Origin of the sequence: Pseudothauera rhizosphaerae, from assembly GCF_004801305.1 — a bacterium.
GTDB lineage: Bacteria > Pseudomonadota > Gammaproteobacteria > Burkholderiales > Rhodocyclaceae > Pseudothauera > Pseudothauera rhizosphaerae.
In genome coordinates this window covers 178,751-192,100 of sequence record NZ_SSOD01000004.1, presented here as the reverse complement: position 1 = coordinate 192,100, position 13,350 = coordinate 178,751, and the positions used below count along the sequence as shown (strand labels likewise).

12 protein-coding genes are annotated in these 13,350 nt (G+C 69.0%); 10 read left to right on the top strand and 2 right to left on the bottom strand.

From position 1 onward, the window contains the following. Positions 1 to 8: 8 nt before the first annotated feature. The 4 genes from E6O51_RS06515 to E6O51_RS06500 are packed head-to-tail and all read left to right on the top strand — an operon-like array spanning position 9 to position 5,084. On the top strand, positions 9 to 1,175 hold the full coding sequence (locus tag E6O51_RS06515; protein WP_230976714.1) for an efflux RND transporter periplasmic adaptor subunit: 1,167 nt from the start codon (positions 9 to 11) through the stop codon (positions 1,173 to 1,175). Then, positions 1,175 to 3,142, top strand: a complete 1,968-nt coding sequence (locus E6O51_RS06510; protein ID WP_136384161.1) for a MacB family efflux pump subunit — start codon at positions 1,175 to 1,177, stop codon at positions 3,140 to 3,142. The genes E6O51_RS06515 and E6O51_RS06510 overlap by 1 nt, the downstream gene beginning before the upstream one ends. 2 nt (positions 3,143 to 3,144) lie before the next feature. Next, positions 3,145 to 4,512 carry an efflux transporter outer membrane subunit gene (locus tag E6O51_RS06505; protein WP_136384160.1) on the top strand — a complete coding sequence of 456 codons (1,368 nt, stop codon included), beginning with the start codon at positions 3,145 to 3,147 and terminating at the stop codon, positions 4,510 to 4,512. Beyond that, positions 4,509 to 5,084, top strand: coding sequence for a Fur family transcriptional regulator (locus E6O51_RS06500; protein WP_136384159.1), 576 nt, complete (start codon positions 4,509 to 4,511; stop codon positions 5,082 to 5,084). Before E6O51_RS06505 ends, E6O51_RS06500 begins: the two co-directional genes overlap by 4 nt. 24 nt (positions 5,085 to 5,108) lie before the next feature. Here the strand turns inward: E6O51_RS06500 and htpG are convergent, their stop codons facing one another. Continuing rightward, a complete protein-coding gene (gene htpG, locus E6O51_RS06495; protein WP_136384158.1) occupies positions 5,109 to 7,037 on the bottom strand; it encodes a molecular chaperone HtpG in 1,929 nt (642 codons plus the stop codon). A 163-nt stretch (positions 7,038 to 7,200) separates the two neighbouring features. Here htpG and E6O51_RS06490 point away from each other — a divergent pair, with 163 nt between their 5' ends. Beyond that, entirely contained in the window at positions 7,201 to 8,721 is a 1,521-nt protein-coding gene (locus E6O51_RS06490; RefSeq protein WP_168735203.1) for a M48 family metallopeptidase, read from the top strand. 18 nt (positions 8,722 to 8,739) lie between these two features. Here the strand turns inward: E6O51_RS06490 and greB are convergent, their stop codons facing one another. Further along, positions 8,740 to 9,294: a transcription elongation factor GreB gene (gene greB, locus E6O51_RS06485; RefSeq protein ID WP_136384156.1), complete on the bottom strand. Its 555-nt coding sequence runs from the start codon at positions 9,292 to 9,294 to the stop codon at positions 8,740 to 8,742. Positions 9,295 to 9,475: 181 nt separating this feature from the next. Here greB and E6O51_RS06480 point away from each other — a divergent pair, with 181 nt between their 5' ends. The 5 genes from E6O51_RS06480 (at position 9,476) to E6O51_RS06460 (ending at position 13,350) form a co-directional block, all read left to right on the top strand. Next, entirely contained in the window at positions 9,476 to 9,940 is a 465-nt protein-coding gene (locus E6O51_RS06480) for an LEA type 2 family protein (protein WP_136384324.1), read from the top strand. Positions 9,941 to 10,048: 108 nt separating this feature from the next. Continuing rightward, positions 10,049 to 10,264, top strand: coding sequence for a YdcH family protein (locus tag E6O51_RS06475; RefSeq protein WP_136384155.1), 216 nt, complete (start codon positions 10,049 to 10,051; stop codon positions 10,262 to 10,264). Between the two features lie 68 nt (positions 10,265 to 10,332). Further along, on the top strand, positions 10,333 to 11,637 hold the full coding sequence (locus tag E6O51_RS06470) for an O-acetylhomoserine aminocarboxypropyltransferase (RefSeq protein WP_136384154.1): 1,305 nt from the start codon (positions 10,333 to 10,335) through the stop codon (positions 11,635 to 11,637). A gap of 6 nt (positions 11,638 to 11,643) precedes the next feature. Next, complete coding sequence (locus tag E6O51_RS06465) at positions 11,644 to 12,456, top strand: alpha/beta fold hydrolase (protein WP_136384153.1); 813 nt, start codon at positions 11,644 to 11,646, stop codon at positions 12,454 to 12,456. 99 nt (positions 12,457 to 12,555) lie between these two features. Then, positions 12,556 to 13,350 (top strand): DUF2189 domain-containing protein, encoded by a 795-nt coding sequence (locus tag E6O51_RS06460; protein ID WP_136384152.1) that lies wholly within the window; start codon positions 12,556 to 12,558, stop codon positions 13,348 to 13,350.

The window sequence follows — 13,350 nt, the reverse complement described above, 5'->3', positions numbered from 1 at the left end:
CCCGATCCTTGAAACGCTGGAGCGTCGTTGTACCAATCCTCGTCGTACTGGCCACACTGCTCTGGTGGGGTTTCTTCCGCACGGTTGAAACGATCCAGACGGAGCCAGTGCGCCGGGGCTGCATCGAGAACGCCGTCACCGCGCTGGGTGTGTTGCAGCCGCAGCGCTACGTGGACGTGGGCGCGCAGGTGTCGGGCCAGATCAAGCACATTGCGGTCAAGCCCGGCGACAAGGTGACCAAGGGCGATTTGCTGCTGGAGATCGACCCCGCCATCCAGCAGGCCACGGTGCAGACCAACCGCGCCACGCTGGCCAGCCTGCGTGCCCAATTAGCCGAGCAGGAAGCGCAGCGCGACCTGGCCCGCCAGCAGGCCGAACGCCAGCAGCAGATGGCGGCCGAGGGCTCGACCAAGCAGGAGGACGTGCAGACCGCCCAGGCCAATCTACGCATTGCCCAGGCTCGCATCGACAGCCTGAAGGCGCAGATCGAAGGGGCGCAGTCCACGCTGACGGGTAACGAGGCTTTGCTGGGCTACACGCGCATCTACGCACCCATCGCCGGCACGGTGGTGACGCTGGATGCGCGCGAGGGGCAAACGCTCAACGCCACCTACCAGACGCCGAACGTGCTGCGCATCGCCGACCTGTCACGCATGACGGTGTGGACGGAGGTGTCGGAAGCGGACGTGGGCCGCATCCGCCCCGGTATGCCGGTGTACTTCACCACGCTGGGCTTGCAGGACCAGGACGGCAGCCCTCGCCGCTGGAACGGCACGCTGCGCCAGGTGCTGCCCGCGCCGCCCACGACGCCGGGTGCCGCGCAAGCCACTGGCCAGAACGCGGCGCCGGCCGGCAAGGTGGTGCTCTACACCGCGCTGTTCGACGTGGATAACGCCGACGGTGCGCTGATGCCGCAGATGAGCGCGCAGGTCTTCTTCGTTGCGGCGGTGGCCAAGGACGTGCTGGTGGCGCCGCTGGCGGCGCTGGAACCGGTGAAGGGCGAGGCGGGCCGCTTCACTGCCCGAGTGCAGATCGACGGCGAGGTGCGGCAGCGCACGCTGCGCATCGGCGTGCGCGACCGGCTGCTGGGCGAGGTGCTGGAGGGGCTGAAGGAAGGCGAACCTCTCGTCATCGGCACCCAGCGCGAACAGGCGTCGCAGAGGCTGCGCTGGTGATGGAGGATCAACACCAGGCACCACCGCTGATCGAACTCACCGGCCTGCGCAAGTCCTACGGCGGCCAAGAGGGCGAGCCCAGCGTGGAAATCCTGCACGGCATCGACCTGACGATCCGCGCCGGGGAGTTCGTTGCCATCGTGGGCGCTTCGGGCTCGGGCAAATCGACGCTGATGCATATCCTGGGTTGCCTGGATCGGGCCAGCGCTGGCATCTATCGCTTTTCCGGGCAGGACATCTCATCTTTCGCTGCCGACGAACTCGCCTGGCTACGCCGCGAGGCCTTCGGCTTCGTGTTCCAGGGCTATCACCTGATTCGCACGCTGGATGCGAGCCACAATGTGCAGGTGCCGGCCGTCTATGCCGGCACGCCAGTGGAATCAAGGCAGGAACGCGCACAGGCGCTGCTGGAGCGGCTGGGCCTGGGCGAGCGCGGCGGACACCGGCCAGGGCAGCTTTCGGGCGGGCAGCAGCAGCGCGTGTCCATCGCCCGTGCGCTGATGAATGGCGGCCACGTGATCCTGGCGGACGAACCCACGGGCGCGCTGGACAGCCAGAGCGGCGTCGAGGTGATGGCGCTGCTGCGCGAGCTGGCCGATGCGGGCCACACCATAATCCTGATCACGCACGACCCGGCAGTGGCGGCGCAGGCGCGGCGCGTGGTGCGCATCAGCGATGGGCGGATCGTGGAAGACCGCGGCGCGAGCCGACCCGAAGCTGCGGCAGCGCCGTCGCTCGACACCCGGCACTTCATGGCCCACATGGCGCAGGGCGTGGCGCATGGTGCGTCTTGGCTGGCCGACGTGCGCGAGGCACTGGGCAGCGCCTGGAAGACCCTATGGGTGAGCCGCTTCCGCACGCTGCTGACGCTCTTGGGCATCGTCATCGGCGTGGCGTCGGTCATCGTTTTGATGGCCGTCGGCCGAGGTGCCAGCGAAGACATGCTTCAGAAGATGGCCGCCTTCGGCAACACGCACCGCATGTCGATCCGCCCGGACACTTACGGCACGCGGGGCTTGCGCAGTGTGCTGACCGAGGCCGATGTGCGGCTGGTGCGCGAGGTGCCCAACGTGGACATCGCCATGCCTTTCCTGACCGGCAATGCCATGCTGCGGGCCAACGCCACGGATGCTTCCACGGCCCTGTGGTCCATGGGCCACGAGGGCGCGCGGTTGTTCAACTGGAAGCTGGCACGCGGCATGTTCTTCTCGGCCGAGGACGAGGCACGCATCGCCACGGTGGTGGTGCTGGGCAAGACGGTCAGCGAGCGCTTCTTTGCGGGGCAGAACCCGGTCGGCCAGTACGTGCTGCTCAACAGCGTGCCGTTCCGCGTGATCGGCGAACTGGCCGAGACTGGCGAGCCGGACGGCGACAACCTGGTGGCCATCCCGTTCGCGACGGCCAGCCGCCGGGTGCTGGGCACGCCGTACCCGGGGCTGATCCAGGTGAAAGTGCATGACCCCGAGCGGATCAGCCAGACGGTGGCCGATTTGACCGAGGTGCTGATTCAGTCTCATCGGGTCAAGGACTTCGCCGTCGCCAACAACCCGGCGCGGGCCAAACAGCAAAACGAAGCCGCCCGCCAGCAGAGCCTGCTGCTGGCGTTGATCGCGGGCATCTCGCTGGTGGTGGGCGGCATCGGCATCATGAACATCATGCTGATGGCGGTGAAGGAGCGCACCCGCGAGATCGGCATTCGCATGGCCACCGGGGCGCGGCAGCGCGACATCCAGCGCCAGTTCATCACCGAGGCGGTGATGGTGTCGGTGGTAGGCGGCGTGGTCGGTGTCGTGATCGGCTTGATCGTCGGCGTGGTGCTGATCGCCTGGGACGTGCCGGTGATCTTCTCGATCCGGGCCATGCTGCTGGCCTTCGGCTGCGCGGTGGCGACCGGGTTGGTGTTCGGCTTCATGCCGGCGCGGCAGGCGGCTCGGCTGGACCCCGTGGTGGCCTTGGCGGGGGAATAGGCATGCGGATTCTTGTGCTGATTTCCGCGTTGACCGCAGGGCTCGCCGGGTGCGCCACGACGGTTCAGGAAGCGCCCACGCCGGAACTGCGGGTGCAGTGGCGCAATGCCTCGACTGCGGAGAGTGCCGCGGTCGACCGGGATTGGTGGCGAGATTTCGGTAGCGACGAACTGAGCGCCCTGGTCGAACGGGCGCAGACGCAAAGCCTGGACCTGGCCGCTGCCGAGGCACGCATCCGTCAGGCGGAAGCGGCGGCCAGGATGACCGGTGCCGAATTGTGGCCGAACGTCACCGCAGGACTGGATGCGGGCCGCACCGGACAGTTGGAGGGCAAGGGCACGGCAGGCAACAGTTTCGGCGCCGGCCTGTCGGCGAGTTACGAGGTCGATCTGTGGGGTCGGCTGCGTGCCAACCGGAATGCAGCGCTCGCCAGCCTGCAAGCCAGTCGTTTCGATCGGGATGCGCTGCGGCTGTCCGTCACGGCAGCCGTCGCAGGGAGTTGGCTGCAGATGATCACCTCGCAGGAGCGCATTGCCATCGGTGAACGCAACCTCGATACCGCCGAACGGCTGCTTGCCCTGGTCGAAGCCCGCGCCCGTGCCGGTGCGGCAACGCCGCTGGAAGTGGCCCGCCAGTTGGGGCTGGTGGCGGCACAGCGGCGGGCGCTGGCCAGCATTCGCCAGCAGGCCGACGATGCGCGCACCGCATTGGCGGTGCTGCTGGGGCAGGCCACGGCTCCCAGCGCCGCCAGTGATCACCCTGCGGCCTTGCATCTGCCCGTCATCAGACCCGGCCAGCCTTCCGCACTGCTGACCCGCCGCCCGGACGTCGCCCGGGCCGAAGCGCAGTTGCTTGCGGCCGACGCCAGCCTGGTGGCCGCTCGCGCCGCACTGTTCCCCAGTTTGAACCTGAGCGCCGATCTGGGCACGGACGGCAATAGCCTGCGCCGCATTTTCGAGAACCCGGTGTATTCACTCGCCGCGGCCCTGGCCGCACCAATCTTCAACGCCGGCCGGCTGGCAGCGGGACGCGATCTCGCCCAGGCGCGCCGCGAGGAACTGCTGGCCGATTACCGGCAAAGTATCGTGACGGCCTTTGGCGAAGCAGAAAGCGCACTGAACGCGACGACCAGGCTCGACGAGCAGATCGCCGCGCAGGCGGAGGAACTGGCCCAGGCCGAACGGGCGCTCGCCCTGGCCGCAAGCCGTTACCGCGCCGGGGCCGAAACCCCCATCGTGCTGCTCGATACCCAGCGCACGCTGTACGCGGCACAGGATACGGCGGTGCAACTGAAGCTCGCCCGTCTGCAGTCCAGCGTGGGCCTCTACAAGGCCCTGGGCGGCGGCTGGCATGGAAGTGACGCCGAATGAGCGGCGCCGTGGCAACCCATGAGGCGGAGCCGGGCCCGGCGGACCTGGGGGATCGGCTGACAGCGGCCGGATTGAGGGCGACGCCCGCGCGCATCCGCATCCTTGCGGCGACCGTGGCAGCCAGGATGCCCGCGGCGGCGGAGCAGATTTTCCGGCGCCTGCAGGCCGAACGGACGCCCATCGGCATCGCCACGGTCTATCGGGTCCTCAATGAATTGAGTTCCGCCGGTCTCCTGCAACGCGGGTGGATACCGGGACATACCGGCGCACGGGCGGTGTATTCACCGCGGATGGAGCCATCCGCGGCCGATGCGGCCACGCACCGCCTGGTATGCGGACGGTGCGGCCACAGCATCCCGTTCGCCGACACGGGTTTGCCGGAGCGTGTGCGCCGGGCGGCAGGGCTGTCGGAACAGACGGGACGCCTGACCATCGTCGCCGAATGCCTCGGCTGTCGGCCGGCCTGCCCGTCGCGTATTGGTAAGCGGCCCGACCAGATGACACGCGACGGCCGGGGCAGCCCCGAACACCCCTGTTCGGGCCAGAGCCTCCCCGGTGCGCCGCGCCGGTGATTGCCGGCCGAGACCGGGCCGTGCTCAGTTGCCGCTCATCGCCAGCATCAACTGGTTGATGCGCTTGACGAAGGAGGCCGGATCGTCCAGCGTGCCGCCTTCGGCGAGCAGGGCCTGGTCGAACAGCACCGCGGCCCAGTCGTCGAAGTTCTTCTCTTCGTACTTCAGGCGCAGCACCGCCGGGTGGCTGGGGTTGATCTCCAGGATGGGCCTGGAGACCGGCGCGTTCTGCCCGGCGGCCTTGAGGATGCGGGCCAGGTTCATGCCCAGGTCGTGCTCGTCGGCCACCAGGCAGGCGGGCGAATCCGTGAGGCGCAGCGTCACCTTCACGTCCTTGACGCGCTCGCCCAGGCTGGCCTTCATCTTCTCCAGCAGTTCCTTGTAGTCGTCGGCGGCCTGCTCGGCTTCCTTCTTCTCCGCCTCGTCCTCCAGCGCGCCCAGGTCCAGGCCACCCTTGGCCACCGAGACGAGCGGCTTGCCGTCGAACTCGGTCAGGTTGCCGGTGACCCACTCGTCCACCCGGTCGGAGAGCAGCAGCACCTCGATGCCCTTCTTGCGGAAGACTTCCAGGTGGGGGCTGTTCTTCGCGGCGTTGAAGGTCTCGGCGGTGACGTAATAGATCTTGTCCTGGCCATCCTTCATGCGGCCGATGTAGTCGGCCAGGGACACCACCTCGTCCGGCGTGTCCGCCTGGGTGGAGGCGAAGCGCAGCAGGCCGGCGATCTTGTCCTTGTTGGCGAAGTCCTCGCCCACGCCCTCCTTCAGCACCTTGCCGAATTCCTTCCAGAAGGTGGCGTACTTGGCGCGTTCGGCTTCGTCCTCGCTGGTGGCGAGGCCTTCCAGCAGGGCCAGCACCTTCTTCGTGCAGCCCTGGCGGATGGTGTCGATGTCCCTGGATTCCTGCAGGATTTCCCGCGACACGTTGAGGGGCAGATCGGCCGAATCCACCACGCCGCGTACGAAGCGCAGATAGGCGGGCATCAGCTTTTCGGCGTCGTCCATGATGAACACGCGCTTCACGTACAGCTTGACGCCGTGGCGGACGTTGCGGTCCCACAGGTCGAAGGGGGCGTGCTGGGGCACGTAGAGCAACTGGGTGTATTCCTGGCGGCCCTCGACGCGGGCATGGGTCCACGCCAGCGGCTCGTCATAGTCGTGGCCCACGTGCTTGTAGAAGGCCTTGTAGTCCTCGTCGGAGATTTCGTTGCGGGGCCTGGCCCACAGGGCGCTGGCCTGGTTGATGGTCTCGTACTCGTCGCGGACCACCTGCTCCTTCTTCTCCTCGTCCCATTCCTCTTTTTTCATCTGGATGGGCTGGACGATGTGGTCGGAATACTTGTGCACCAGGCTCTTGAGCTTCCACGAGGACAGCAGGTCGTCCTGCCCCTCACGCAGGTGCAGGGTGATTTCCGTGCCCCGCTGCTCGCGGGTGATGGGCTCGATGCGGTATTCGCCGGCGGTGTCGCCGCTCATGGCGCATTCCCAGCGCACGCCTTCGGCCGCCGGCAGGCCGGCGCGGCGGGTGCGCACGGTGACCTTGTCGGCGACGATGAAGGCGGAGTAGAAGCCGACACCGAACTGGCCGATCAGGTGGGCGTCCTTCTGCTGGTCCCCGGTGAGCTGGCCGAAGAATTCCTTGGTGCCCGACTTGGCGATGGTGCCCAGGTTGGCCACCACCTCGTCCCGGCTCATGCCGATGCCGTTGTCGGTGAGGGTGAGCGTGCGCGCATCCTTGTCGAAGTCGATGCGGATCTTCAGCTCGCCGTCGCCTTCGAACAGTTCGGCGCGGTCCAGTGCCTCGAAGCGCAGCTTGTCGCAGGCGTCGGACGCGTTGGAGACCAGCTCGCGCAGGAAGATTTCCCGGTTCGAGTAGAGGGAGTGGATCATCAGGTGAAGCAGTTGCTTCACCTCGGCCTGGAAGTTCAGGGTCTGGGCGGTCGCGGTTTCGGACATGGATGAAGCTCCGTTTTTTCAGGTGAACGCGCCGCAGATGGGAGCGGCTTGCCGGATTTCAAGCCCCGCGTCGCAGACCGGGCCGCGCCCGCGGGCCGGCAACATGCCAGCGGCACGATCTTCTGCTAGGCTCGCGCACTATTGCCCGCCCGGAGCGCCCGCCATGCAAGACCAGGACTATGAACGGCTCGTCCGCCGCCTGGAGATCGAAGCCCAGTCCGCGCCGCGCGCCTTCCAGGCCAAGGTCATGCTGCTCAGCGGCTTCGCCTATCTGATCCTGTTCGCCATGCTCGGCGTGCTGGCCGCGCTCGTCGTTGCCGGCTTCCATTTCGCCCGCGAAAGCCACAGCACCTGGATCACCTTCAAGCTCGCCCTGCTCGGGGTGGCGGTGGCGGGCCTGCTGTTCGGCGTGCTGCGCGCCTTCCTCGCCCGCCTGCCGGAGCCCGAGGGAAGGGAGATCGGCGCCGCCGAGGCGCCGCGCCTGTTCGAACTCATCGAACGTATCCGCCGCAAGCTCGACGGCCCGCCCATCCACCGCGTGGTGGTCGATCCCAGCTTCAACGCCGCCATCGCCCAGGTGCCGCGTTTCGGACTGTTCGGCGGCCACCGCAACCACCTCATCCTCGGCCTGCCCTACCTGCATGCCATGACCACCAAGGAGATGGCCGCCACGCTAGCGCACGAGTACGGCCACCTGGCCGGCGCCCACGGCAAGACCGGCGCCTGGATCTACCGCCAGCGCATCACCTTCGGAACGCTGATGGACAAGCTGCAGCGCGAGAGCGACGGCGATCTGCTGAGCGGCCTGCTGCTCGCCGCGCTGGTGCGCTTCGCGCCCTACTTCAACGCCTACACCTTCGTGCTCTCCCGCCAGGACGAGTACGACGCCGACGCGATCTCCGCGCGCCTGGCCGGCGCCGAGGCGGCCGCGACCGGCCTGTGCCGCGGGGCGCTGCTGGGCGACTGGATCGCGGAGACCTTCTGGTCCCGGCTCTACGCCCAGGCGGGCGAGCGCACCGCACCCGCCTTCATGCCCTACACGGCGATGCCGGCCGCCTTCGCCGCGGGCTACCCGGACTGGGCCACCGCAGAACGCCTGGCGGAGGCGCGCCGGGTCCGCTCCGGGCTGCACGACACCCACCCCAGCCTGCAGGACCGGCTGTCGGCGATCGACCAGCCCGCGCGCGTGCCGCCGCCGGTGGGCAAGAGCGCGGCGGAAACCCTGCTGGGCCCCCTCGCCCAGCAACTGGCGCGGGAATTCGACACCCAGTGGTGGCAGACCGAACAGGCCGAGTGGCAGGCGCACCACCGCCAGTGCCTGGAAAACCGGGCGATGATCGCGCGCCTGCAGGGCGCGCCGCACGATGCGCTGAACGCCTTCGATCTGCACGAACTGGGCCGCGCGCTGGCCCGGGAAGGGCGCGGCGAGGAAGCGCGCACGGTGCTTACCCGCCTGCTCGCCCGCCCGGACGGCCCCTTCCCCCAGGCGGAACTGCTGCTCGGCCGCCTGCTGCTCGTCGAGGACGACCATGGCGGCCTGGAACACCTGCACCGCGCCGCCGCCGCGGACGCCCGGCTGGTGGACGAATGCGCCCAGCGGGGCTACGACTTCCTGTGCCGCACACGGGACGCGGACGAAGCGTCCGAGTGGGCGGATACGCTGGTGGCACGGCACGGCGTCTAGCCTGCGCGGCCCGGCGCCTCAGCGGTAGGCGATCCCCACCACCTCGATCTCGCGCATGCCCGCCGGGCTCATGAAGCGCACCACGTCGCCCTCGCGCGCCTTGAGCAGCGCGCGCGCCAGGGGCGAAATCCAACTGATGCGCCCTTCGGAGGCATTGGCCTCATCCACGCCCACGATCTGCCAGGTCTGCTCCTCGCCGCCGTCCACGTCGCAGAGGGTCACGGTGGCGCCGAAGAACACCTGGTCCACGTTCTCCTGCCGCTCCGGATCGACTACCTCCGCGTTCTCGATGCGCTTGATGAGAAAGCGGATGCGCCGGTCGATCTCGCGCAGGCGCTTCTTGCCGTAGATGTAGTCGCCGTTTTCCGAACGGTCGCCGTTGCCGGCCGCCCAGGCCACCGTTTCCACCAGCTTCGGGCGCTCCACGCGCACGAGCTGATCCAGTTCGACGCGCAGCGCGTCGTAGCCGCGCCGCGTCATGTAGTTCTTGCTGCCCGGCGGCAGCCGCAGGGCGGGGGCGAGTTCCTCGTCGTCGTCCTGCCCGTCGCCTTCCTTGACGAATGCCTTGTTCACTTGCTGCTCCAGACGATGCCGTACAAAACAGGACGGCGATGGTAAGCGATGGCGGCGGAACCAGCCATGATTCAGACTATAGGCGCCCATTCATCCAGCGGCCCAGCCAGGAGCGCGACATCCCATGGACACCTACCCCACCGCCCTTCCCGCTTCCGCCCCGCGCCGGTCTGCCCTCCGCATGCTCGCCGGGGCGACGGCCGTCCTGCTGCTCCCGGGCTGCGCCAGCCTCGGGCAGCGCGAGCCGGTACGCATCAACGTGGTCGGCCTCGAACCCCTGCCCGGCCAGGGCATGGAAGTCCGCCTCGCGGTGCAGTTGCGCATCCAGAATCCCAACGACGCCCCCATCGATTTCGACGGCATCGCGCTGGAACTGAATGTGAACGACGCCCCCTTCGCCACCGGCGTCAGCGACCGCAAGGGCAGCGTGCCCCGCTACGGCGAGACGGTGCTCGAGATCCCCGTATCGGTCTCGGCGGTGGCCATGCTGCGCCAGGCCATCGGGCTCATGGAGGACAAGCCCAGGGAAGCCCTGCCCTACGAACTGCGCGGCCGGCTCGGCGGTCCCTTGGGCGGCATGCGCTTTTCCGACACCGGCACGCTGACCCTGCCAGACCTGCTGAAAGCGCCAGCGGGTACGCGTTGAGCGGCCCCGCCAGCCGCGCCGAAGTTGTCTTCCGCCCATCCGGCGCATACCATTGCCTGCATTCGCCCTCGACCAACGGCGTAAGCGCCTCCGCCCGGCCCCACCCCGATGAACGACGAAACCTTCGATGACGTCACCAGCCTGCGCACACGGCTCGAAGCGCTGCGCGGCGAGCATCGCGACCTGGACGAGGCCATCGCCCACCTGGCCGCCGCGCCGGCCGAGGACGAACTGCTGATGCGGCGCCTGAAGAAGCGCAAGCTCGCCCTGAAGGACCGCATCGCCCTCATCGAGCGCATGCTCGAACCGGACGAACTGGCCTGAGGCCGGCGCGGCGAGCCGGCCCTGCGCCCGTACGCACCCATCACGACCACCCTGGAATCACGCCCCCGATGACGACATCCACCCCTTACGGGCCGGAGACGCTCGCGCTGCACGCGGGCCAGTCGCCCGACCCCACCCACGGCTCGCGCGCCACGCCCATCCACTTCACCACCAGCTACGTCTTTCCCGATGCCGACCGGGCGGCGGACCTGTTCAACCTGGAACGCCCCGGCCACGTCTATTCGCGCATCTCCAACCCCACCAACGCGGTGCTGGAAGAGCGCATCGCCGCGCTGGAAGAAGGCGTGGGCGCCATCGCCACGGCCAGCGGCCAGGCCACGCTGCACCTGGCCATCGCCACGCTGATGGGCGCGGGCGGGCACATCGTCGCGTCGCATTCGCTCTACGGCGGCTCCCACAACCTGCTGGGCTACACCCTGCCGCGCTTCGGCATCCACACCACCTTCGTGGACCCGCGCGACGCGGACGCCTGGCGCGCCGCGGTGCGCCCCGAAACGCGGCTCTTCTTCGGCGAATCCCTGGGCAACCCGGGGCTGGACGTGCTGGACATCCCCACCGTTTCCGCCATCGCCCACGAGCACCGCGTGCCGCTGCTGGTGGACGCCACCCTGGTCACCCCCTGCCTGCAGCGCCCGCTGGAACTGGGCGCCGACCTGGTCATGCACTCGGCCACCAAGTTCCTCGGCGGCCACGGCGTGGCCGTGGGCGGCGTGCTGGTGGACGGCGGGCGCTTCGACTGGGAAGCCTCCGCCCTCTTTCCCACCCTCACCGAACCCTACGACGGCTTCCACGGCATGGACTTCGCCGAGGAATCGCCGGTCACCGCCTTCCTGCTGCGCGCGCGGCGCGAGGGGCTGCGCGATTTCGGCGCCTGCCTGTCGCCCATGAACGCCTTCCAGTTGCTGCAGGGCCTGGAAACCCTGCCCCTGCGCATGCGCGCCCACGTGGACAACGCCCGCGCGGTGGCCGGGCACCTGGCCGCCCATCCGCTGGTGAAGAAGGTCTCCTACCCCGGACTGGAAAACCACCCCGACCACGCCTTGGCGGCCCGCCTGCTGCCCCAAGGCTGCGGCTCCATCCTGTCCTTCGAGCTGAAGGGCGGGCGCCCCGCCGGACGCGCCTTCATCGAGGCGCTGCGCCTCTTTTCCCACCTGGCCAACGTGGGCGACGCCAAGTCCCTGGTGATCCACCCGGCCAGCACCACGCACTTCCGCATGTCCGCCGCGGACCTCGCCGCCGCCGGCATCGGCGAGGGTACGGTGCGCCTGTCGGTGGGGCTGGAAAGCGCCGCCGACCTCCTCGCCGATCTCGACCGCGGCCTGTACGCGGTCGGCAGGCTGGTGAAGGAGTAAGCGCCCATGGACCTGAAGGTGCTCGACACCCCCGCCCGCGTCTACACCGGCGGCCGCAGCTTCGACCGGGAGCTGCCCACCGTGGTGCTCATCCACGGCGCCGGCCACGACCACAGCGTGTGGAACCACCAGGCGCGCCACCTCGCCCATCACGGCTTCGGCGTGCTCGCCCCCGACCTGCCCGGCCACGGCGCCTCGGCCGGCCCGCAACGGGCTTCGATTCCGGCGCTGGGGGACTGGATCGCCGCCGTGCTCGACGCCGCCGGCGTGGTGCGCGCCGCCCTGGTCGGCCACAGCATGGGCTCGCTGATTGCGCTGGAGGCGACCGCCCGCCACCCGGATCGCGTCTCGGCGCTGGTGCTGGTCGGCAGCGCGGCGCCCATGCCGGTCGCCCAGCCCCTGCTCGACGCCGCGGCCGGCGACCGGGCGCAGGCCCACGCCATGATCAACCAGTGGTCCTACACGCCGGCCAGCCATCTGGGCGCCAGCCCCTCGCCCGGCCTGTGGCTGCCGGGCGTCAATGCCCGCCTGATGGCGCAGCAGGACGAAGGCGTGCTGTCCGCCGACCTGCTGGCCTGCAACGCCTACACTCACGGACTGGAAGCCGCCGCAGCGGTACGCGCGCCCACCCTGCTGATCCGCGGCGGGCGGGACCAGATGACCCCTGCCCGTGCGGGAAAACCCTTGCACGACGCGCTTGTCAACGCGGCAGGCGGCGCGCGTATGATTTCCCTGTCCGGGGCCGGCCACGCCCTGATGGCCGAAGCGCCGGACGCGGTCACCGATGCGATACGGGGGTTCCTCACCAACGACAGATAAGACAAGGTTCCGGGGCAAGTCCTCCCTGCGGCCGTTGCCGCTCTTGCCCCGCCCCCGTTCGCTGCGCCGACAACAATATTCCTTCCCCAGGAGAGAGACATGTCGCAGACGAACGATGCCGGAATCGGCACAACGCCGGCGTTTCCCGCCGTGCGCGCAGTGGGCGCGGGCGCGCCGTTGAAGTGGCTGGCACGGGGCGCGGACGACCTCAAGTCCTGCCCCATTCCCAGCCTGTTCTACGGCTTCTGCTTTGCCGGCATGGGCCTGCTGATCACCTTCGTGTTCGAGCACGCCTACGAATACACCGCGGCGCTCACGTCCGGCTTCCTGCTGCTCGGCCCCTTCCTGGCCATGGGGCTGTACGGAATCAGCCGGCGGCGGGAACGCGGCGAGGGCTGCGCGCTCGCGCCCACGCTCACCGTGTGGCGGCGCAACGCCGGCAACATCGGCATCTTCGCGGTGGTGCTGGGGGTGATCTTCCTGGTCTGGGCACGCGCCTCGCTGGTGGTGTTCGCCCTCTTCTACACCAACGAGATGCCCAACCTGTCCGGCTTCCTGACGCAGATACTGGCGCTGGAAAACCTGGAATTCCTGGCGGTGTATTTCACCGTCGGGCTGATCTTCGCCGCCATCGTGTTCGCCCTCGGCGTGGTGTCGATCCCGCTCATGCTCGACCGCGACCAGGACGCGATCACCGCCATGCTCGCCAGCGTCGGCGCCCTGGCGCGCAATCCGGGCGCGATGATCGTGTGGGCCTTCGCCATCGCCGCGCTGACCGTGGTCGGCTTCCTGACCTTCCACGTGGGCCTGGTGGTGCTGATGCCCATCCTCGGCCACGCCACCTGGCACGCCTACCGCGATCTCATCGAACCGGCACGGGCCGCGGCGGGCTAG